22 protein-coding genes are annotated in these 20,935 nt (G+C 57.4%); 15 read left to right on the forward strand and 7 right to left on the reverse strand.

From position 1 onward, the window contains the following. Window positions 1–22: 22 nt before the first annotated feature. From IWY39_RS17685 to IWY39_RS17710, 6 genes are all read left to right on the forward strand, one after another. Window positions 23–400, forward strand: a complete 378-nt coding sequence (locus tag IWY39_RS17685) for a hypothetical protein (protein ID WP_107125702.1) — start codon at window positions 23–25, stop codon at window positions 398–400. Further along, a complete protein-coding gene (locus tag IWY39_RS17690; protein WP_107125703.1) occupies window positions 397–1,512 on the forward strand; it encodes an FAD-dependent oxidoreductase in 1,116 nt (371 codons plus the stop codon). The genes IWY39_RS17685 and IWY39_RS17690 overlap by 4 nt, the downstream gene beginning before the upstream one ends. Window positions 1,513–1,526: 14 nt before the next feature. Then, window positions 1,527–2,429 (forward strand): VOC family protein, encoded by a 903-nt coding sequence (locus IWY39_RS17695; protein WP_107125704.1) that lies wholly within the window; start codon window positions 1,527–1,529, stop codon window positions 2,427–2,429. Window positions 2,430–2,432: 3 nt separating this feature from the next. Then, window positions 2,433–3,590 (forward strand): alpha/beta hydrolase family protein, encoded by a 1,158-nt coding sequence (locus tag IWY39_RS17700; protein ID WP_107125705.1) that lies wholly within the window; start codon window positions 2,433–2,435, stop codon window positions 3,588–3,590. 141 nt (window positions 3,591–3,731) lie between these two features. Then, window positions 3,732–4,301 (forward strand): cupin domain-containing protein, encoded by a 570-nt coding sequence (locus tag IWY39_RS17705; protein WP_107125706.1) that lies wholly within the window; start codon window positions 3,732–3,734, stop codon window positions 4,299–4,301. Window positions 4,302–4,409: 108 nt separating this feature from the next. Next, complete coding sequence (locus tag IWY39_RS17710; RefSeq protein WP_107125707.1) at window positions 4,410–5,375, forward strand: fumarylacetoacetate hydrolase family protein; 966 nt, start codon at window positions 4,410–4,412, stop codon at window positions 5,373–5,375. A gap of 23 nt (window positions 5,376–5,398) precedes the next feature. Here the strand turns inward: IWY39_RS17710 and IWY39_RS17715 are convergent, their stop codons facing one another. The 3 genes from IWY39_RS17715 to manD form a co-directional block, all read right to left on the reverse strand. Continuing rightward, window positions 5,399–5,578 carry a hypothetical protein gene (locus IWY39_RS17715; RefSeq protein WP_107125708.1) on the reverse strand — a complete coding sequence of 60 codons (180 nt, stop codon included), beginning with the start codon at window positions 5,576–5,578 and terminating at the stop codon, window positions 5,399–5,401. 67 nt (window positions 5,579–5,645) lie between these two features. Next, window positions 5,646–6,539: a sugar kinase gene (locus IWY39_RS17720; protein WP_107125741.1), complete on the reverse strand. Its 894-nt coding sequence runs from the start codon at window positions 6,537–6,539 to the stop codon at window positions 5,646–5,648. Between the two features lie 31 nt (window positions 6,540–6,570). Then, window positions 6,571–7,779: a D-mannonate dehydratase ManD gene (manD, locus tag IWY39_RS17725; RefSeq protein ID WP_107125709.1), complete on the reverse strand. Its 1,209-nt coding sequence runs from the start codon at window positions 7,777–7,779 to the stop codon at window positions 6,571–6,573. Window positions 7,780–7,927: 148 nt separating this feature from the next. Between manD and uxaC the strand changes: the two genes are divergently transcribed. Genes uxaC through IWY39_RS17740 form a run of 3 tightly spaced genes read left to right on the forward strand, consistent with a single transcriptional unit; the run spans window position 7,928 to window position 11,571 of the window. Next, entirely contained in the window at window positions 7,928–9,343 is a 1,416-nt protein-coding gene (gene uxaC, locus IWY39_RS17730; protein WP_107125710.1) for a glucuronate isomerase, read from the forward strand. Between the two features lie 11 nt (window positions 9,344–9,354). Further along, window positions 9,355–10,779 carry a mannitol dehydrogenase family protein gene (locus IWY39_RS17735; RefSeq protein WP_107125742.1) on the forward strand — a complete coding sequence of 475 codons (1,425 nt, stop codon included), beginning with the start codon at window positions 9,355–9,357 and terminating at the stop codon, window positions 10,777–10,779. A 51-nt stretch (window positions 10,780–10,830) separates the two neighbouring features. Continuing rightward, window positions 10,831–11,571 (forward strand): FadR/GntR family transcriptional regulator, encoded by a 741-nt coding sequence (locus tag IWY39_RS17740; RefSeq protein WP_107125743.1) that lies wholly within the window; start codon window positions 10,831–10,833, stop codon window positions 11,569–11,571. A gap of 245 nt (window positions 11,572–11,816) precedes the next feature. Here the strand turns inward: IWY39_RS17740 and IWY39_RS17745 are convergent, their stop codons facing one another. Continuing rightward, entirely contained in the window at window positions 11,817–12,299 is a 483-nt protein-coding gene (locus tag IWY39_RS17745) for an Lrp/AsnC family transcriptional regulator (RefSeq protein WP_107125711.1), read from the reverse strand. 262 nt (window positions 12,300–12,561) lie between these two features. Here IWY39_RS17745 and IWY39_RS17750 point away from each other — a divergent pair, with 262 nt between their 5' ends. The 3 genes from IWY39_RS17750 (at window position 12,562) to IWY39_RS17760 (ending at window position 14,599) form a co-directional block, all read left to right on the forward strand. Next, window positions 12,562–13,203, forward strand: coding sequence for an Lrp/AsnC family transcriptional regulator (locus IWY39_RS17750; protein WP_231377792.1), 642 nt, complete (start codon window positions 12,562–12,564; stop codon window positions 13,201–13,203). 161 nt (window positions 13,204–13,364) lie between these two features. Beyond that, window positions 13,365–14,027: a haloacid dehalogenase type II gene (locus IWY39_RS17755; protein WP_107125713.1), complete on the forward strand. Its 663-nt coding sequence runs from the start codon at window positions 13,365–13,367 to the stop codon at window positions 14,025–14,027. Window positions 14,028–14,116: 89 nt separating this feature from the next. Then, window positions 14,117–14,599, forward strand: coding sequence for an Lrp/AsnC family transcriptional regulator (locus IWY39_RS17760; protein WP_107125714.1), 483 nt, complete (start codon window positions 14,117–14,119; stop codon window positions 14,597–14,599). 41 nt (window positions 14,600–14,640) lie between these two features. Here the strand turns inward: IWY39_RS17760 and IWY39_RS17765 are convergent, their stop codons facing one another. Beyond that, window positions 14,641–14,793: a hypothetical protein gene (locus IWY39_RS17765; protein ID WP_181316808.1), complete on the reverse strand. Its 153-nt coding sequence runs from the start codon at window positions 14,791–14,793 to the stop codon at window positions 14,641–14,643. A 111-nt stretch (window positions 14,794–14,904) separates the two neighbouring features. Between IWY39_RS17765 and IWY39_RS17770 the strand changes: the two genes are divergently transcribed. Then, entirely contained in the window at window positions 14,905–15,951 is a 1,047-nt protein-coding gene (locus IWY39_RS17770; RefSeq protein ID WP_107125715.1) for a phosphotransferase, read from the forward strand. After that, window positions 15,948–17,273: an aspartate aminotransferase family protein gene (locus tag IWY39_RS17775; protein WP_107125716.1), complete on the forward strand. Its 1,326-nt coding sequence runs from the start codon at window positions 15,948–15,950 to the stop codon at window positions 17,271–17,273. The genes IWY39_RS17770 and IWY39_RS17775 overlap by 4 nt, the downstream gene beginning before the upstream one ends. Before the next feature lie 224 nt (window positions 17,274–17,497). On the opposite strand, the gene IWY39_RS17780 is transcribed toward IWY39_RS17775, so the two are convergent. Together IWY39_RS17780 and IWY39_RS17785 are read right to left on the reverse strand one after the other, a co-directional pair. Then, entirely contained in the window at window positions 17,498–17,689 is a 192-nt protein-coding gene (locus IWY39_RS17780) for a hypothetical protein (RefSeq protein ID WP_107125717.1), read from the reverse strand. Next, on the reverse strand, window positions 17,686–18,432 hold the full coding sequence (locus IWY39_RS17785) for a Crp/Fnr family transcriptional regulator (RefSeq protein WP_181316809.1): 747 nt from the start codon (window positions 18,430–18,432) through the stop codon (window positions 17,686–17,688). Before IWY39_RS17785 ends, IWY39_RS17780 begins: the two co-directional genes overlap by 4 nt. 259 nt (window positions 18,433–18,691) lie before the next feature. On the opposite strand from IWY39_RS17785, the gene IWY39_RS17790 reads away from it, so the two are divergent. Further along, window positions 18,692–20,869, forward strand: a complete 2,178-nt coding sequence (locus IWY39_RS17790; protein WP_181316810.1) for a catalase — start codon at window positions 18,692–18,694, stop codon at window positions 20,867–20,869. The last annotated feature ends 66 nt before the right edge of the window (window positions 20,870–20,935 follow it).

Raw genomic sequence — 20,935 nt, forward strand, 5'->3', positions numbered from 1 at the left:
ATCGGCTTTGGGAGGGGCCCATATGAACCAATTCCTCTGCTGCGTGACGATGCCGGGGGGCATGCCCATGCCTTTCAAGGTGCCGTTCGCAAATGTGCTCGCCAGGTCTCGCCTTCCCAATCGGGCCAAGGCGGAAGGCCGTCTCTCTGCCGATGCGATTGTCTCTCGGCAACCAACGACCCGATTGGTCATAGCGCAGATGGCTCATTGTTCGAGCTCGCAAACGGGCTTGGACGCGATGTTTGCATCCCGCCTGGCCAACGCCCCGCGTGCCAAGGACGTAAAAATGCAGATGCGCAAGCCAGACATCCGCTCCGCTTTCGACAGCCCTGCAACGATTGCAGTCAATCAGGGTCAAGACTGTTTCCGTCCCCATTCAGGAAAGCCGAAGAACTCATGAAAAAAGCAAATATCCTGATCATCGGCGGTGGTATTGGCGGTCTAACCTCCGCCATTGCCCTACGTCGCCATGAGTTTGACGTGACCGTCATTGAACGCGACCCAAGCTGGTCGGTCTATGGCGTCGGGATCATCCAACAGTCGAATGTCCTGCGCGCCATGCATCATCTTCAACTGTTGGATGAATATGTCGCGGCGGGCGCAGGGTTCGATACGGTCGAAGTGTTCACGCCGGAGGGTGTCAAGGTGGCCCGCATTCCCTCTCCCAAGCTGGTGGACGGCTATCCTGCCAATATGGGTGTCGGGCGACCCGCATTGCACAAGATGCTGGGCGATCGCACCATCGCATCGGGCGCACAGGTGCGCCTTGGGATCACCGCTGTATCGATCGACGATCAGGACGATTGCGTGCACGTCGCATTTTCTGATGGTTCGAGCGGGGATTATGACATCGTGATCGGCGCGGACGGTGTTTATTCACAAATACGGGCAGAGTTTTTCCGCGATGCGCCGAAGCCTGAATTCACCGGGCAAGCAGTGTGGCGCTACAACCTGCCGCGTCCAGAGGGGCTCGATTCCCTTCAGGCATATAATGGCGCAACGGGCGTCGGCCTGGTCCCGATTTCCGGGGATCTCATGTATATTTTCGTAACCACGCCAGAGCCGGACAATCCTTGGTACCCGAAAGAAGGCATGGCCGCGCGGATGCGGGGGAAAATGGCGGATTGTTCGCCGGCCATTCGCGCCCTTGCCGAACACATCACCGATGATGCTGGCGTGGTTTATCGTCCGCTCGAAACCCTCATGATGCATGGCCCTTGGCACAATGGCAGGGTGGTTCTGTTGGGTGACGCGATCCACGCGACCACGCCGCACCTGGGACAGGGTGCGGGCATGGCTATCGAGGACAGCATCGTGCTGGCCGAGGAACTGGCAAGGGCTGACACGCCCGAAGCCGCCTTTCTTGCTTACCGTGAGCGCCGTTACGACCGCTGCCGTTATATCGTCGAGCAATCGCTCGCCATCTGCATGGGCCAGCTTGGTAAAGGGCCGGCCGTCGACAATCACAAAGCTACCGCGGACATGTTCGCGATGGTGTCCCAACCGATCTGAAGGAAGCGATAGCTATGAGTCGTGTTACGGAAATTCGCTATGTGGGCTACGCGCTGCCCGATCTTGAAAATGAACGGTCCTTTTACGCCGACCAGTGGAAGCTGGTGGAAGTCGGCGAGCAGGACGGAATGGTCTATTTTACGGCCGATGGCGGCGCGGAAGGCTATGTCGTTCGCCTGCGACAGGCAGAAGATCAGCGGATCGACGTGATCGCGTTGGCGGCAGACGCGCGCGCCGATGTCGATGCGCTGCATGCCAAGGTTGTGGCGTCCGGTTGTCGGATCATCTTTGCGCCAAAGGATCTCGACACGTTGGGCGGCGGTTACGGCTTCCGTTTCTTCTCGCCCGACGGCCTCCCTTTCGAGGTTTCGAGCGACGTCCATGTCCGCACTCCCCGCACGCTTGACCGGTGGGAGGGCATCCCCCAGAAAATCAGCCACATCGTACTCCATTCGCCCGATCACAAAAAGCTGGTTGAATGGTTCTGCGACGTATTGGGCTTCAAGCTGTCGGACTGGCTGGGCGATTTCATGGCCTTTTTGCGCTGTAATTCAGCCCATCATCGCATTGCCATCCTTCCCGGACCGCCCTGCCTCAACCATGTCGCCTACGACATGCTTTCGGTCGATGACATGATGGTGGGCATTAATCGCCTGCGACAGAAAGGCACGGACATCCGTTGGGGGCCTGGACGTCATACTGCGGGCAACAACACTTTCAGCTATTTCACGACGCCTGCGGGCTTTGCCGTCGAGTATACGTCTGAACTGGAAGATGTCGACTTTGAAGCCCATGAGGCGAAGGTCCATATTCCGGGGCCGAAGGTTATGGACCAATGGGGCATAGGCGTTGGCGGCCCTCAGACCATGCCGCATCCGGAGGCGGACAAGGGCCTGTTCGTGGCGGTGGAGGTCTGATCCATGGCGCTGTTCGAATATTTCCCAAACTATATCTGGAACCTCTCCGTTGCGATCGCCCTCGAAAGTGGTGGGCGCATTGGCGAGATCGTCGATATGTGCCAACCGATACGGGATGCGGCCGCCAATGGCGGAGACGCAGGTACGCCGCAGTTCATGCAGGCATGGTCGCGCATGGGCGACAGCCTGCTGGAACTCGCGGCCGAAGACGAGGCGAAGGGGCGCGCTTTTTCCGCCTCGAACAAGCTGGAGCGCGCGTCGCTTTATCTGTTCGTTGCCGAACGGATGCAGGGTCATGGAGCGCCGGGTCGTAAGGAGACCTACGCAAAGGCACGAGAGGCTTTTGACCGATCCACAGCGCTTGGCAAACTCAACCGTGAACGGGTCGAAATCCCACTTGAAACCGGCACTATGCCCGCACTCTTCACCCGCGCGCCCGGCGCAGGCAAGAAGCCGGTAGTCGTATTCTGCAACGGGCTCGATAGCTGCAAGGAATTGCTTTACTGGACCAATTTGCCAGTCGAACTGGCGCGACGGGGCATATCTACCCTCTGCGTCGATCAGCCAGGATCGGGGGAGACGTTGCGGCTCCAGGGCTTGCCCGTCGATCCGCACAGCGAAAGCTGGGCAAGCAAGGCAGTGGATTGGCTGGAACAACAAAGAGACGTCGATCCTAAGGCCATCGGGATGACCGGCATATCGCTTGGGGGGCATTTTGCGCCCAGAGCGGTCGCTTATGAACCGCGCTTCGCCAGTGGCGCCGTCTGGGGCGCGAACCACAACTGGCGGGAGGTGCAGGACAAGCGGATGGCGCGCGAGGGCGAGAATCCGGTTCCGCATTATTGGGCGCATGTTCACTGGGCCTTCGGCGCGAAGGATCAGGATGACTTCCTTGCCAAGTCCGAAACGATGAACCTGAACGGCCACATGGACCGGATCAAGGTACCTTTCCTCGTCACCCACGGCGCCAACGATCGTCAGATCAGCGTCGCCTACGCCGACGATCTGTACGATCAACTCGTAAATTCTCCCCGGCGAGAGAAAATGATCTTCACCGCGCGTGAGGGTGGGGTCGAACATGTCGGCGCGGATAATATGTCCTATGGCCGAGATCTTCTCGCCGACTGGTTCGCCCAAACGCTAGGGGGCAATAGCGGATAAGCTGACGGCCAGGCCCGACGAGCGCGCCCTGTGTTCGCGCATGAAAAAGGCGCTGGTGCGCAATCCGCGCATGGACGGGGAACGTCACCCTATGGATGCAGCATCGCCTGTTCCACCCGATTGTCACAAAGGATTGAAGCAATGGAATATTCACCCGTTCGCCGCGTGGTCACCGGCCATGATGCAGATGGCCGCGCGATCATTCAGGAGGATGGTCCGGTCTCCCGCGTGCAGCGCGTTGGTGGTGAAATCGGTCCGATCTTCCACGAAGTCTGGAACACGACACAGACCCCTGCCCCCATCGATGCAGCATCGGATGAGCCTGACGAAGGTGGCATCACCCTGGCACCCCCAAAAGGCGGCACGCGCATCCGGATCCTCGACATTCCGCCAGAGGGGGACGGCATCCGCGAGATGACAGCAGAAGAAGCCAAGGCTCATTTTGCCGAAGTCGGTGCAGGCAGCGCTTCAGCACATGGGGGACAGAACTCACGCCATGCCCTGATGCACCGTACCGAAACGATCGACTATGGCATCGTGCTGGACGGCGAACTGGTGCTCATCATGGATGAAGGCGAAACCACGGTCCGTGCCGGCGACATCGTCATACAACGCGGCACGAACCACGGCTGGTCAAACCGCTCCGATCGCAACTGTCGCATCGCTTTCATTCTGATCGATGGGACATTCGAACCTGATCTGAAGCGCTGAAAGGCCAAACGGCGCCATCACTCAGGTAGAAATTCGTCACGCCTGGGACGATGATTTCCCCCGATAGCTCCGACACCAGCCGTAAACGACAAGTCGAAAGGATTGACCATGCGTTTTGCGACGCGCGACAATGGAACCGCGGATGGCGAACTGCTGCTCGTCGCTGACGATGGACTATATGGGCTGCCGATGGGCAGCGGCTTCCCTAACCTGCTGCATTCGATAGCCAATTGGGATGCTCTAAAGCAACACGCGTCGACTGTCGCGGCGAGCATCGCGCGTGGCAACGGTTTCGCGATAGATCCAGCCTCCCTTATCGCCCCGTTGCCCCGCACTTGGCAGTGGCTTGATGGTTCCGCCTTTCCCAACCACGGCACGTTAATGGAAACGGCGTTCAAACACCCACCGATCGAAACTGACAAGCCACTCATGTACCAGGGGCTAAGCCACCAATTCCTGTCGGGGCTGGAAGATGTGATCTTGCCCAGCGAAGAGGATTTCATTGATTTCGAGGGCGAATTTGCGGTTGTCACGGATGATGTTCCGATGGGTTGCCCAGCGAATGAAGCCATGCAGCATATACGGCTCATCCTGCTCCTCAACGACTGGTCACTGCGTGCCGTCGCTCCGGCCGAAATGAAGACCGGATTTGGCTGGATTCAAGCAAAGCCGGCATGCAGCGTCGCGCCGTTTGCCGTAACCCCAGACGCACTTGGAGATAGATGGATTAACGGGCGCGTCTGCTTGCCGCTTCGGGTGGAGGTGAATGGGCAATGGTTTGGCCATCCGTCGGGCGAAGCAATGGCTTACGGCTTCCACGACCTTATCGCGCATGCCGCGAGAACCCGTTCCTTGTGCGCGGGCACTATCATCGGATCGGGCACTGTTTCCAACACCGATTATGCATCGGTAGGATCGACCTGCATTTCGGAACGTCGTGCAATCGAAATGATACAGGACGGTCAGCCGAAGACATCTTTCCTTCGCTTCGGCGACCGCGTCAGAATGACGGCAGGGGATGGCGGTGCATTATTCGGTGAAATCGATCAATGCGTCGCCCCGCACTCTCAATAATATATAGCGCCCCGATCTCCTGATCAGGGCAACATCCTGGCCCATTCCTGCCGCAGCGCCTTGAAATTGGGAGCGCTTGGGTTTGGCAGGGTGGCGGCATGCAAGAGCATGCTGCGCGAGCGCGTCGGTAGTTTCGCCGCAGTCAGGTCAATATTAACTGCGCAGGCGTAGGTAGCTGCAAATAAGGGTGCTGCGATATTCATGACCCACCAACCAGCGCTGGCTCAATGTCCTGAATATTCGAAATCGGGTCAATGTGACAAGGCCACCTCAGTGACGTAAAGCTGCATAGGGATTGGCTAACGGGGATCGGGGTCGAGGTGGGATCGCGCCGCGTTGCATCACGCACCAACCTGCAAGCTGGTGTCCCCGCAACGTGGCCACTTCCACGGACGCACCGCTTAGTCGGGCGGCAAGATAGCCCGCGTTGAACGCATCACCCGCGCCAGAAGTATCAACCGCCTCCAATCGTTGAGGTGGAGCGATGACAGGTCCCCCGCCGAGGCACGCGCCCTGAACGCCCATCTTGACGATCACTTCCACACATCCCAGCCCTCGCCAATGTTCGGCGATGGCAGATGCGCTGGCTAGACCAGACAAGGCCTCTTCATCCTCCTGCGTTGGCAACCCGACCGACGCCACTTCTATCGCCCTGGTCCGCCAAAGTTGCGCCGTTTCCCGGTCCGTCCATAGTTGTGGACGATAATTGCCATCGAAGGCCACCATGCCACCCGCGTCGCGGACGCCCCGCGCCATCTCCAACACCTTGTTGCGGCCCCGATCGTTCAGGATGGCAAGGCTAATCAGGGAGAACCCAAACAAGCGCGCCTTGCCAACCGCCTCGCAAGCGGCGGCAGTTCCGGGACAGTCAAACATCTCCCGCGCCGCGCTCTCGCCCCGCCAATAGGTGAAGCTACGCTCGCCACCTGCATCGCAAGAAATGGCATAAAGGCCGCCTATTCGCGCAGAGTGCGTCAGGACCAGACTAGTGTCCAGCCCTTCCGCCTGCCATTTCCGGGTTGCTTGCTTGCTGAACTCGTCAACCCCCATCGCCGTGAAATAGCCTATATCTATCCCCGCACGCGCCAGGTGGACAGCCGTGTTCAGCGTGTCGCCTCCATATCCAAGCGTCCAGCTTTCCCCGTTTTGCGAAAGCTCCAGCATCGCTTCACCCAGGAAGATTGCGTCAGGCAACTCACCAGCTCCACATTGTGCCATCTTCCAACCGGGCTATCGGCAGATAAGCGGGCTTGTAAGGATATTTGGCCGCCAGTTCCTCATCGATGTCGACGCCATGACCGGGCGTTTCACCACAGAACAACGCGCCATCGGCAAAATGATAGTCATGAGGGAACACGGCGTCGGTTTCCTCGGTATGCCGCATATATTCCTGAATGCCGAAATTGGGTACCCAGGTATCGAAATGCAGCGCGGTCCCCATGGTGACCGGCGACAGATCCGTCGCGCCATGGCTGCCGGTGCGCACCTGATAAAGGCTTGCCAGATCGGCGATCCGGCGCAGATGCGTGACGCCCCCCGCACTGACGATCGTACAGCGGATATAGTCGATCAACTGATTCTGGATCAGATCCTTGGCGTCCCAAATGGTGTTGAAGATTTCTCCGACTGCAAGTGGCGTGACTGTATGCTGGCGGACAAGCTTGAACGCCTCCTGATTTTCGGCGGGCGTCACATCCTCCAGCCAGAACAGTTGATAGGGTTCCAGCATCTTGCCCAGATTGGCTGCTTCCTGTGGCGTATAGCGATGATGTCCATCGTGCAGGAGATGGTGATCGAAGCCATAGGTCGCGCGCAGCGTCTCGAACAGCTTGGGCACATAGTTGAGCGCCTTGCGCGTGTCCCATCCCGTCACCGACGGCAAGGATGCATCGGCCGGTTCGTAATAGAGTTTTCCACGACCTACGCCATAGGCGTCCTTAATGCCCGGAACGCCCGTCTGCGCGCGGATCGCCTTATATCCCAGATCGATATATTGACCAACTGCATCCACTGTTTCAGCGATGTCGCTGCCATTGGCATGACCATAGACCATCACACCATCCCGGCTGCGGCCACCAAGGATCTGGTAGAGCGGCATGTTTGCCATCTTCGCCTTGATATCCCACAGGGCGACATCAACGGCTGCGATAGCCCGCATTGTAACAGGCCCGCGCCGCCAATAGGCACCACGATACAGATATTGCCAGATATCTTCGATCCGCCGTGGGTCCATACCGATCAGGCACGGCACGACATGGTCCTCCAAATAGGCGACAACCGCCTTTTCCCGACCGTTCATTGTCGCGTCGCCAATGCCATAGACGCCTTGGTCGGTCATGATTTTCAGCGTGACAAAATTGCGCCCTGGGCAGGTCACGATGACCTTGGCCGATACGATCTTCATGCGAGCCCTCCTTAAAATCGGCGTAAACGCCGCTCACCCCAGCCTGATATTGGTTTTACCTTTTTTTCACAAGAGATCATATGTCTTGCAGGCAGCTCATGATCCATTATGAGATTGGGATAGTTCATCAGCATGGGACCGGACACAGATGGCAAACATTCTCGATCTACATCCCGACCGCCTTCTTCCGGCGGAACCGGCCACCCGTCTGATCGCTCGGCAGCTTTACGACAGTGTCGCGTCGCTGCCGATTGTCAGCCCGCATGGCCATACCGATCCGGCCTGGTTCGCGAAGAATGAGGCGTTCGGGGACGCGACCGATCTGCTGCTGAAGCCCGATCACTATATTTTCCGGATGCTTTATTCGCAGGGTATCCCGCTGGAAGCATTGGGGATCGGCGACTCTCTCGCCGATCCGCGCGAAGCTTGGCGGCTATTTGCCAGCCATTATCACCTTTTTAGAGGCACACCGTCGCGTATGTGGCTGGACTGGGTCTTCGCGGCGGTGTTCGGCATGAAGGTCCAGTTCGGGGCAGCCACCAGCGACCTTTATTATGACAGCATCACGGAAAGTCTTGCGTCCGAAGCCTTTCGCCCACGGGCCTTGTTCGATCGTTTCGGGATCGAAGTCATCGCGACGACGGAAGGTCCGCTCGATACTCTGGATCATCATGCCGCCATCCGCGCGGAGAATCGGAAAGCGGACGGCTGGCAGGGCAAAGTGATCACGGCATATCGTCCCGACGCCGTCATCGACCCTGAGTTTGAAGGCTTTACCGCAAATCTCGGCAGGCTATCGGATTTAACAGGGAAGGATTGCTTCACCTGGAGCGGCTATCTCGCCGCGCATCGGCAGCGCCGCGCCTTCTTCGCCGAGATGGGGGCGACGTCAAGCGACCATGGACACGCAACCCCCCGGACGGCGAACCTGCCGCCCGATGAGGCTGCCTCCCTTTTCGCCAAGATTGTCAGCGGAATGTTTGATATGCACGACGCCGAACTGTTCCGCGCGCAGATGTTGACCGAAATGGCTGGGATGAGCGTGGATGACGGCCTGGTCATGCAAATCCATCCCGGCTCCTTCCGCAATCATAATGCCAGCCTGTTCGCGCGCTTCGGGCGCGACAAGGGTGCCGACATACCAATGCGTACGGAATTCGTCGCCAACTTGAAGCCCCTGCTCGACCGGTTTGGTAACGACCCGCGCCTGTCGATCATCTTGTTCACCTTGGACGAGAGCGTCTATGCGCGCGAGCTTGCGCCGTTGGCCGGCCATTACCCCTGCCTGAAGCTCGGGCCGGCCTGGTGGTTTCATGACAGCCCCGAAGGCATGCGACGCTTCAGGCATATGACGACCGAGACAGCAGGCTTTTACAACACGGTCGGTTTCAACGACGACACGCGCGCCTTTCTGTCCATTCCAGCACGCCATGATGTCGCGCGCCGGATCGACTGCGGTTTTCTGGCCCAACTGGTTGTTGAACATCGTCTGGCCGACTGGGAGGCGGCGGAACTCGCGCGCGATCTGACCTATAATCTTGTTAAGACGGCGTATCGGCTGTGATGGGTGACGAAATGTCGGGAACGCGCCTAAATGCCGAAAGGCTGCGTGCCATTGCTGATGGACAGGCACCATTCTCCTATGACCGAGATGCGCAGAAGACAGGCATTGTGCATTTCGGCATTGGCGCTTTCCATCGGGCACATCAGGCATGGTACACCCATAGGGCGATGATAGCCGGCGACCGGGACTGGATGATCATTGGCGTTTCCATGCGCTCGCCTACTATCCGCGATCAGCTTAATCCGCAGGATGGACTCTATACCCTGACCACCTCCTCCGCCCAGGGTCGCGCAACGGAAATCATCGCATCAGTGCGCCAGGTTCTGGTCGCATCGCAAGATGCACCGGCTATCGTGGCGACAATTGCCAGCGCGGACGTGCATGTGATCAGCTTCACTGTCACGGAAAAAGGCTATTGCCGCGCACCGGACGGTGGCATCGACAGGGCAGCGGCTGATGACGGCAGCATTTACCCTCTGCTGCTTAAAGGGCTGCGAAAGCGCATGGTCGAAGGCTTGCCGGGCGTCACTCTTCTGTCTTGCGACAATCTTGCCAACAATGGCCGACAGCTCAAGACATTGCTCCTTGCTTATGCAAGAGATCTGGATACGGACGTCGGTGCCTGGATCGAGGCAGAATGTCGCTTCCCTTGCTCCATGGTGGACCGCATCGTGCCTGCGCCATCCAGTGAGGATCGCGACTTCGCAAGCACCGCCATAGGCGCCGACGATCGCGGCGCAATCGTCACCGAGCCTTTCAGTCAATGGGTCATCGAGGATGATTTTGCCGGCTCCCGGCCAGCCTGGGATCTCGTCGGCGCCAGTATCGTCACCGACGTTGCCCCCTATGAAACCGCGAAGCTGCGCATGTTGAATGGCGCACATTCCGCACTTGCATATCTTGGACTGTTGCGTGGTCACAGCTTCGTGCGCGAAGCGGTGATGGATCCAATCGTTCGCCCCATCGTGACCGCGCTTATGCGGGACGAAGCACTGCCCACCATAAGGCCGGCGCCTGAGCAAGATCTTTTCGCTTATGCCGACCAATTGCTTGATCGGTTTGCCAATCCGACTGTCGACCACAAACTGATCCAGATTGCGATGGACGGTAGCCAGAAAGTCCCGCAACGCTGGCTTGAGACCTTGGCCGAGCGCCAATGTGCGGGACAGCAAAGCCCAGCGATCCTGGCCGCCATCGCCGCTTGGCGCCGCCACTTACGCGGTGACAATATCGACCGGTGGGGGCAGATCGAAGATCCGATGGCCGATATATTGAGCCCCTTCGCGCGCCGCGACGACGAAGGCTTCGCCCATGCCATTCTCGGCCCAGACGGCATTTTCGCTCCTCATTGCGTCGCGAATGCCCTTACCATGGAACACCTTGTCCAAGCCTTGGGCCATAGGATGGCGGGCGATTCAACCGCTGATGACGCTTGAGATTGGTAAGGTAACTTGCGGCAGCAAAAAAGCTGTGACATGGTCAAACCCATGCAACCCAAGCTGAAGCTGTATCAAAATGTCGCCCGGAAGATTGAGCAGGGCATCAAGGATGGCGCCTATCCCTTGGGCGCACGTCTCCCGCCTGAACGAGATCTGGCTGACAAATTTGGTGTCAGCCGACCGACGGTGAGGGAAGCAATCATTGCCCTCGAGATACGCAATCTCGTGGAGGTCAAACATGGGTCTGGCGTATATGTTGTCCACCTGCCGGCGATGGAGGAAAATCTTGCCGAGTTGGACGTCGGCGCGTTTGAGCTGATCGAAGCCCGTATGATGTTCGAGGGGGAGGCAGCGGCACTAGCCGCGCTAGCCATGACGGACGACGAATTGCACGAATTGGGCGATATTCTGGTAAAGATGGAGGACGTTGACCCTGCGTCGGCAGAAGAACTATCCTTCGACCGCAAGTTCCATCTGGCGATTGCAAGAGGAACCAAGAACAGTCTTATCGAACAGACAATCGAAACATTGTGGGACGTTCGAGAAACTTCGCCCCTTTGCAAGCATATGTTTCACCAGGCACGAAGCAGTGGCATTAATCCTCGCCCTTCGGAACACAGGAGGATTTTGGATGCACTGTCAACTCGCGACCCTGCTGCATCACGCAGCGCGATGCGCGATCACCTTCGCCGTGTGTCTGAAGATTTGCTCGTTGTCACCGAACTCGAATTGATCGAAAAAGCAAAGAAAGAGATAGGCGACAAGCGCCGTCGGCTTGTTGGCAAATAATGCATGCCCTTGGCTGATTGCAAGCGCGCACGGTCGGCGCCGCGTGGGTCAAGGACGGTCTGACACGCTGAGCTCATTGCGTCCCGTCGGTCAAGAATAGGGTGAGATCATCGTCCGCCTGTTTCATATTGTCCGTAATCCGCATGCCTGCAAGGCAGCAGAGTATGATGGCGATACTATTCGTTCATGGTAATTATTGATGAAATTTCTGTATATAATTTCTATTGTTGTATAGATGATCAATATCATTCCAATAGGAACATTTCGGCGATAGGATATGAGTCGCGGACTATGGGGGATTCCAGAACAATATAGCTGAAATATTTTTCGATCCCTGCGTCGCTTTCCAGAAGTTCTTCGATGATGGATTGGTAGTGGCTCACGCTACGCGCGATGATTTTGAGGAAATAGTCATAGCCACCACTGACATGGTGACATTCCATGACTTGTGGGATTTTTCTTGCTTGTGTTAGAAAGCGTTGAAAATCGGCAATTCTATGGTCTGCAAGCGTCACTTCGGTGAAGACCATGAGCGAATCGCCGAGTTTTTGAAGCGCGATGCGGGCTCCGTAGGATTTGATATAGCCGCAATCCTCCAGCCGTTTCAGCCGGGACAAGCAAGGGCTGGCTGACAGGCCGATCGCCTTGGCGAGCGCGACGTTCGTCACACGTCCGTTATCCTGTAGATAAGCCAATATCCTGAAGTCCAGCCGGTCGAGCTTTTCCACCTTTTTTCCTCATGCCCACCGCCGAACCCAGTCGATCATCGGGGCGCAGATAGCCTAGGGCATATGCCGCCGCAAATTCTACCGCGGAAGCTGATAAAAACGTCAACAAATGCATGACCAGCGCCCGTCAAAGCGCAGATTTTCGCGTGGAAAGGGCTTTCAATGAAGAAGCGGAAACAATGATTCGACAACAGAGAGATACATGACCTGATATGGCGAGCCATCCCGATTTAAGTTGCTCCGGCGACAGGACGGCTGGGTCATGCATCGGGGCAATCGCCGTCGGCTCCAAGTTTGCCAGACCGTTCGAACCGGCAGCGATCTCCCACTATGTCCCGACCGACTGAATTCGGATTGGAAGAAGCAGGGTCTCGACATAGGTTGGCTCACATGTTGTCAGCGATCGCTAGTCGCCATCCGTGCGGGATTGGGAATTGCCATGAAACTTGATCGGATCGACCTTAAAATCCTTCGGCAGCTTCAGACCGATGGTCGCATCAGCAACGTCGATTTGGCAGATGCCGTCGGCCTGTCCCCCAGCCCCTGCCTGGCGCGGATCAAGCGCCTCCAGAAAGCAGGGATCATCGTCGGGTATGAAGCGCAATTTGATCTGGAGAAGTTGGGAAACTTCATAACCGCCTATGTTCAGGTCATTCTCAAAAACCACCGGCGTGCGGAAGCGCAGAGATTTGAAAAGGCGATCATCCGCATCCGGGAAGTGGTGGAATTCCACATGGTCAACGGCAAATATGATTATCTCATGAAAATCGTCGCGCCGGGATATGATGGCCCCGCGCGCGTCATGGAGGATATTTGGCAGGCGGATCTGGGAATTCAGAGCTATTCTGTCTTCATCGTTTCCGGAATGCCCATCCGCAACCGGCCGCTGCCTATTGGCGTCTAGGCCAAGCCTGTCCGACGATAGCGACACTGCATATTGATGCTGGCCAATATGCCGGTTCACAGGGCAAGATTCTTCGAAAGGCTGGAAGCACAGCAGCATTTCCCGCAACGCTTTGCCTAGCATCAAGCGCGTCAGACATCACAATCAAGGTGCGAGCGACCATGTTCAGGCCCAGATATATTAGTTTCGACTGCTATGGCACGATGATCAATTTCATCATGGGGCCGACAGCGGGTCAGATTTTCGCTGATCGGGTCGATCCCGCGGCGATGCCCGGATTCCTCGATGCCTTTCGCATCTATCGGCTGGATGAAGTGCTGGGCGCATGGAAGCCGTTCTACGACGTCATTGACAATGCGATCGCGCGCGCGTGCGAGCGATATGGCGTGGTCTGTGACGCCAGCGACGTCCAGGCGCTATACGATGCTATTCCGACCTGGCAGCCCCATGCGGATGTGCCGGGACCATTGGGCCGGGTAGCGGAACATTATCCGCTCGTCATCCTCTCCAACAGCATGACCGACCTTATCCCCCACAGCGCGCGCAACATCGGCGTACCGTTCCACGCAATTTACACAGCGGAGGAGGCCGGCGCCTACAAGCCGCTGTTGCGGCCCTTTGAATATATGGTCGATCAACTGGGCTGCGCGCCGGAAGACATGATGCATGTCTCATCCAGCCCGCGCTATGATCTGATGAGCGCGCATGACCTGGGCTTTGGCGCCAAGGTTTTCGTCGATCGCGGCCATGAAGCGCCGACAGACCATTATGGCGTCGTGCGGATCAAGGACTTCAGCGAACTTCCCGCCCTGGTCGGGCTTTAAGATATATCAGGCGATCGGTATATGATGTATCGATCGCCAATCATACTGCCTGCAATTTTCAAGACGGAGATCGTGCGATCGCAGAGGCCATGATAAAATTTGATGCGATCGATCTTCGGATCATGGCGGAGTTGGAAAAACAGGGCCGCATGACCAATTCGCTGCTGGCGGAAAAGGTCGGCCTGACGCCCAGTCCCTGCCTGACCCGCGTGACGCGCCTTGAAAAGGCGGGATATATTACCGGCTATCGGGCGAAGCTCAATCTTTCGGCGATTGGTGAACTGGTCACGGTTTTCACGGAGATCACCCTTCAGGATCGACGCATGGCGACCGTGTCGCGCTTCGAACAGAAGCTCAAGACAATCGATGAATTGTGCGAATGCGCGCGCGTCACCGGCGATTGCGATTATATCCTCAAATTCGTGACGCGATCTGTCGCCCATTATTGCGAAACGATCATGAAGATCGTCGACGAAGGATCGCTGGTGGATCGCTATTTCAGCTATTTCGTCGTGCGCAGCTTCAATCTGGGCGACAGGGGATATCTGGACGAATTGGAACAGCCTGCCTGACCGGCGATGACATCATGAAGGCCAAGGCGGCAAACTCATGGTCATACCCACAGCGCAATCGGCATAATTTCCTGTTTCCCTTTACTTTTGCCGGAATCGGAAATGAGTTGGCCGACGATCGCTTCTGGCAGAAAAACTGCCAACTGCCGCAGATCATCAGCCGATAGCATCCGCAGATAAGCAATATTCAGCACAAATTATGGCGCCGCCCGAGCGACAACAGCCTCGAACAGCAAAGCTGAAAAAGGACGGGTGTCAGGATGATGGATGCAAACCATCTGACGCCGACAATCATAGGCAGATAGATGTTACTCGATCCGACGCTCACCACCAAGCCGCCACAGGTCACGCCGCAGGATGCCGAAACTTGCGCGCGGCGCTTCTACGGGCTGGAATTGAATGCGCACCCGCTGTCTGGCGAACGCGACCGTAATTTCAGAATGGATGGCCAGGATGGACGCAAGTTCCTGCTGAAATTCTCCAATCCCGCCGAAGCGGTCGAGATCGTCAATCTTCAGACCTGCGTTCTCAATCATATCCGTCAGAAGGATCCGACGCTTCCTATACCGCATATGGTGGCCGCGAACGACGGCGCGTTCGAAACGGCTATCGAACTGGACGATGGTCGATTGTCCATCCTGCGGATGTTGACCTTCCTGCCGGGCACACCCTTGCATCAATCAGAACGGACCAGCCAGCAACGGCGCGCATTGGGCCACTGTCTGGCCCGTCTGGACCGGGCACTGGAAGGCTTCACCCATCCCGCCGCCAACCATGATCTGTTGTGGAACGTTGCCGCCGCGCACAGGCTGAAGGGCATGATCGAAGGCGTGGCCGATCCCGCGCGACGCCAACTCCTGCAGAATTTCATGGCCGACTATGAAGCCAGCGTCCTGCCGCAATTGAAGGGGTTGCGGGCGCAACTCATCCACAACGACTTCAATCTCGGCAACGTGCTGGTCGATCCGGATGATAGCGAAGCAGTGGCGGCCGTCATCGACTTTGGCGACATCGTCCATGGGCCATTGGTCGGGGAAATCGCGACCGCCGCCGCGTATCAGCTGGGCGATGACCCGGATCCGCTGCGTGGCGCAGCGGAAATGATTGGCGCTTATGACGCAGTTTTACCCCTGCAGCATACGGAAAAGGCCGTTCTGCTTGATCTCGTGACCGCACGCTTGGTGATCACCGTGTTGATCACCGAATGGCGCGCAGCCCGCTACCCCGACAATTACCAATATATCATGCGCAACAATGGTCTTGCCTGGAAGGGTCTTGATCAATTTCAGCGGCTTTCGCGCGATGAGGCCAGCGCGCAATTACTGCAATTCTGTTCGTCGGGAGACAAATGATGACGATCCAAGACAATTCATCGGTCAACGCCTTCATTCCCGGCCAGGTGCAACTGGACGCGCATGAGGCGAACATGGTCGCGATGCGCGACCGTTTGCTCGGACCAGCCTATCGCCTGATGTATCAAAAGCCGCTCCACTTCGTCCGGGGCGAGGGTGTGTGGCTCTACGACGCATCCGGCCGGCCATTTCTCGATACCTATAATAATGTCGTTTCTCTGGGACACTGCCATCCCGATGTGGTGGAAGCGATCACCAGGCAGGTTGCGACGCTGTGCACCAACACCCGCTATCTGCATGAAACCATTCTTGAACTTGCGGACGGCCTGCTGTCGACGGTCAGCAGCGAATTGTCGCACATGATGCTGACATGCTCCGGCAGCGAAGCGAACGACCTTGCCTACCGCATCGCCAAGGTGCGGACCGGCGGGACCGGCATCATCATCACCGAAACGGCCTATCACGGCATAACCGACACCGTATCGCAATTCTCACCCACGCTTGGGCCGGCTGTCAATCTGGGTGCGCATGTTCGCACCGTTCCAGCGCCAGCCGCCTACAGAAGTGGACCAAATGTTGCGGAGCGCTTCCAGCGCGACGTCGAAACGGCAATTGCGGATCTGATGCGGCATGGCATCCGGCCTGCTATGCTGATCGTGGACTCAATCTTTACGAGCGATGGCATTCTGCCGGAGGAGCCTGGCTTTCTGAAGGGTGCCGTCGATGCGATCCGCGAAGCAGGTGGCATCTTCGTTGCTGATGAAGTGCAGCCGGGTTTTGGTCGCACTGGAAGCCATATGTGGGGCTTTCAGCGTCATGACGTAACCCCCGATATCGTTACCCTGGGCAAGCCGATGGGCAATGGCCAGCCAATCGCGGGGCTTCTTGCGCGCCATGATATTGTGGAAAAGTTCGGCAACAGCGCGCGTTATTTCAATACCTTCGCCGGTAACACCGTTTCCTGCGCAGCAGCGGTGGCCGTTCTCAAGGTCATTCAGCGCGACCAGATCAAAGACAATGCGCGGGACGTCGGCGCCTATCTGCTGGAGAAGGTCGATGCGCTTCGGGCGCGTCACGAGTGCCTGGGCCATGTTCGGGGAGCGGGCCTGTTCGTCGCCGCCGATATTGTGTCGGATCGTGAGACACAGGCAGGGGACCGCATTCGTACCGCGCAGATCGTCAACGACATGCGCGAAAACGGCGTCCTGATCAGTGCCTGCGGCACCGACCACAACATTCTCAAAATCCGCCCACCGTTGATCTTCAGTCGCGAAAATGTCGATCTGTTCGTCGATGTTCTTGATAGGGCGCTTGAACGCTGAAGCCTGCGCAGTCGGTCAAGCACCGTCCGGCGGCGCTGTAGCTGACACCTCAACGAAATGTACGTCAAGATCAACAGAGAGATGTCGATCTGGTGCGCCATTGATCATGAGCGCGAAATGCTGGAGAATCATTTAACGAAAAGACAGAATAAAAAGGACAATATAGGCCAGGTAAACTTATATTGAATTAAGTAACACTTCAAATTGTTGGACGAAAATCTGTTTTACAGTTTTTCACTTTCCGTCTCTTCCTTGATCATCCTGGCGGCTTCAATCAAACTTTTGCCGGTTTCTGATGCAGCATAGGCAGTCATGGTCACCGCGACGCCATTAGGCCCATCGAGCAGGACAAGCCCTTCTTCCACGCTCGCTTTTCCTGGTAGCGACTGAACACTGGAATCTTCTGGCGGTATCATGATGTTAGCCTTTCGATGCCTGAGCGATCCGATATAGTCTCAATGTAGAGATAGGCAGGATTAAACTGACCTCTGCGGGCCAGACCTTCGACGTCGAGAATTTCCACGAGCGACGAGCGAAAGATACACAATCGTTCTTCCCGCAACTGTCGCAGCACGCGATTGGTGTGGACACTGGTTATGCCGCAGATTTCCGAAATATCCGCCTGGGTTAGCCCCAAGGCAAAGCGCTTTCCGTCGCTCAAGCCGACCGGCACCAGGCGGGCGTTGGTTTCAGACAGAAAATGCGCCACGCGCCCAACTGCGTCCAGCCGTCCCAGACGGAAGAGCCACGCCCGGTGCATGGCAGCATCGAGCAGGGTGGAAAACCATAGCTTGCGTGTGAGCTCGGGCATTGTCGCGTTGATGTCGTCCAAAGCCTGGTGCGGAATGACTGCAATCGTCGCCGCTGTCAGGCTTGCGACATCATGATCCAATATCTTGAGCGGATAGCCGTGCAGGTCCAGAAAATCCCCTGGCACTTGGACAGCGACGAGTTGGCGCATCCCTTCGCGATCGTCCAGGTAACGGCACATGAAGCCCTCCAGCAGCAACATGCTCACGGACAGCGTGTCACCAGCCTGCACCACAGTCTTGCGCGCATCGATCGTTCGTATTTCGAAAACCGCTTTTTCCAGAATGGCGCGTTCATGAACATCCAGTTCGACGCCGCGACGATCCCTTAGAAATTTGTCGGTAAACAAGATTGGTCCTTCACGGTGAAAAAACCTGGGTTTGGACAATAGCAACGGTCCGTGGCGACGCCGTATCCAGCCGCCGGAAATAAATCGCTATAACGTACATTAGTTTTGGATCCGTCTGCGCAACTTGCTGAAGAGCGCCGGGTTATCTCTCCGCAAGTTGTACGGGTTCCCGACCATGCGGGAATTCGCATTTATCTCGGATGACCCTAAAAAGTGCTGGAAACGCGTCCGGCGCCTCTCTCGTGCATAAGGATGCCCCATGCCCAAGCCCCCTCCCGCCGCCGGTAAAGTCCCCGGCGATACGCCCAGAAAGGCTTCCCGACCTGCACCTGCCGAAACTCTCTCAATGAACTTTGCAGAACCGCAGGCAGAAGGGGGCGAAACGCATCAGGTTGCCGGAGGCGACGTCGCGGTCTTGACGACGGCACATGGCATCCCGGTTGCCGATGATCAGAACAGCCTGAAACAGGGCGTGCGTAGCCCAACCTTATTGGAGGACGCGCATTTCCGCGAAAAACTGTTTCATTTCGACCATGAAAGAATCCCGGAACGCGTTGTCCATGCTCGCGGCTACGGTGCGCACGGCTATTTCGAACTGACGGAATCCTTAAGCGACGTCACCCGCGCGGATGTCCTCCAGCGGGTCGGCGAGCGCGTTCCCGCTTTCGTGCGCTTCTCCACGGTCGCAGGGTCCAAAGGCTCCGCCGATCTCGCCCGCGACGTGCGCGGCTTTGCCGTGAAGCTCTACACGCAGGAAGGCAATTGGGACATTGTCGGCAATAATATCCCTGTCTTCTTCATACAGGACGCGATCAAATTCCCCGATTTGATCCACGCCGCCAAGCCGGAGCCGGACCGGGACTTTCCGCAGGCCCAGACCGCACATGACAATTTCTGGGACTTTATCAGCCTGACGCCCGAAAGCTTCCATATGGTGATGTGGACGATGTCGGACCGCGCCATTCCGCGTTCGCTGCGCACAATGGAGGGCTTTGGCGTCCACACCTTCCGCCTCGTCAATGCGGATGGCAAATCGACCTTCGTCAAATTCCACTGGAAGCCCAAGCAGGGCCTGCAATCGGTCATGTGGAACGAGGCGGTCAAGATTAACGGCGCTGATCCTGACTTCCATCGTCGCGACCTGTGGGACGCGATCAACGCCGGGGACTTTCCCGAATGGGAGCTAGGCGTCCAACTGTTTGACGATGCGTTTGCCGACAGCTTCGACTTCGACGTGCTGGACGCGACCAAGCTGATTCCGGAGGAATTGGTGCCTGTCCGCATCGTTGGGCGTTTGGTTCTGGACCGGGTCGTCGACAATTTCTTTGCCGAAACGGAACAGGTCGCCTTCATGACCCAGAATGTACCGCCGGGCATCGATTTCAGTAACGACCCGCTGCTCCAGGGCCGCAATTTTTCCTATCTCGATACTCAGATCAAGCGTCTGGGCAGCACCAACTTCACCCATTTGCCGATCAACGCGCCCAAATGTCCGATGGCCCATTTTCAGCAGGATGGGCATATGGCGATGCGCAATCCCAAGGGGCGCGCCAATTATGAGCCAAATAGCTGGGGGGCGGCGCAGGGCGGTCCGCGCGAAGACCCGGTGCGTGGCTTTAACAGCTTCACGCAGGAGGCCGATGGCCCCAAACAACGGGTCCGTTCGGAAAGCTTCGCCGATCATTACAGCCAGGCGCGGCAATTCTTTATCAGCCAAACGCCTACCGAGCAGAAGCATATCGGCGACGCGATCGTGTTTGAACTGAGCAAGGTCGAACGTCCCGACATTCGCTCACGAACCGTCTCGCACCTGATCAACATCGACGCTACTCTGGCGCAAACTGTTGCTGACGGGCTTGGTCTTGCCTTGCCCGACCCGGCGAAGGCTGCGCGACCCACCATGATGGACCTGCCGACGTCTGATGCACTGAGCATCCTCAAAAACGGGCCGGACAGTTTCAAGGGGCGTAAGCTGGGCATCCTCCTGACCGACGGCGCTGATGCTGTCGTCTTTAATGCGCTGGTAAAGGCGGTCGACAAGGAGGGTGCGGTTTACGAGGTTGTCGCGCCCAAGATCGGCGGCGTGACCCTGTCGGATGGCACAGCGGTTCCGGCCAAACAGAAGATAGACGGGGGTCCCTCCGTTCTGTTCGACGCCATTGCCGTGGTGGCGTCGGAGGAAGGCGCTGCGCTGCTAGCCATGGACGCGGCCGCCAAGGATTTCGTCACGGATGCATTTGCGCATTGCAAATATATCGGTCTGACAGCCGAGGCGCAGAATTTGTTTGAAAAGGCAGGGATAGCCGATGATCTGGACGAAGCCTGCCTGCCGCTGGCGACAGCAAAGGATGCCCGGTCATTCCTGACCGCTTGCCGGGCGTTGCGCTACTGGTCGCGCGAACTGACGGTCGATCTGGACGCCCAGCCCGACGCCTGATCGCGGATCTTTACGAAAATCAACGGGGAGATGGCTTCACGCCATCCCCAATCACGCGCGCGAGAG

Origin of the sequence: Sphingobium sp. JAI105, assembly GCF_015752145.1 — a bacterium.
GTDB lineage: Bacteria > Pseudomonadota > Alphaproteobacteria > Sphingomonadales > Sphingomonadaceae > Sphingobium > Sphingobium xenophagum.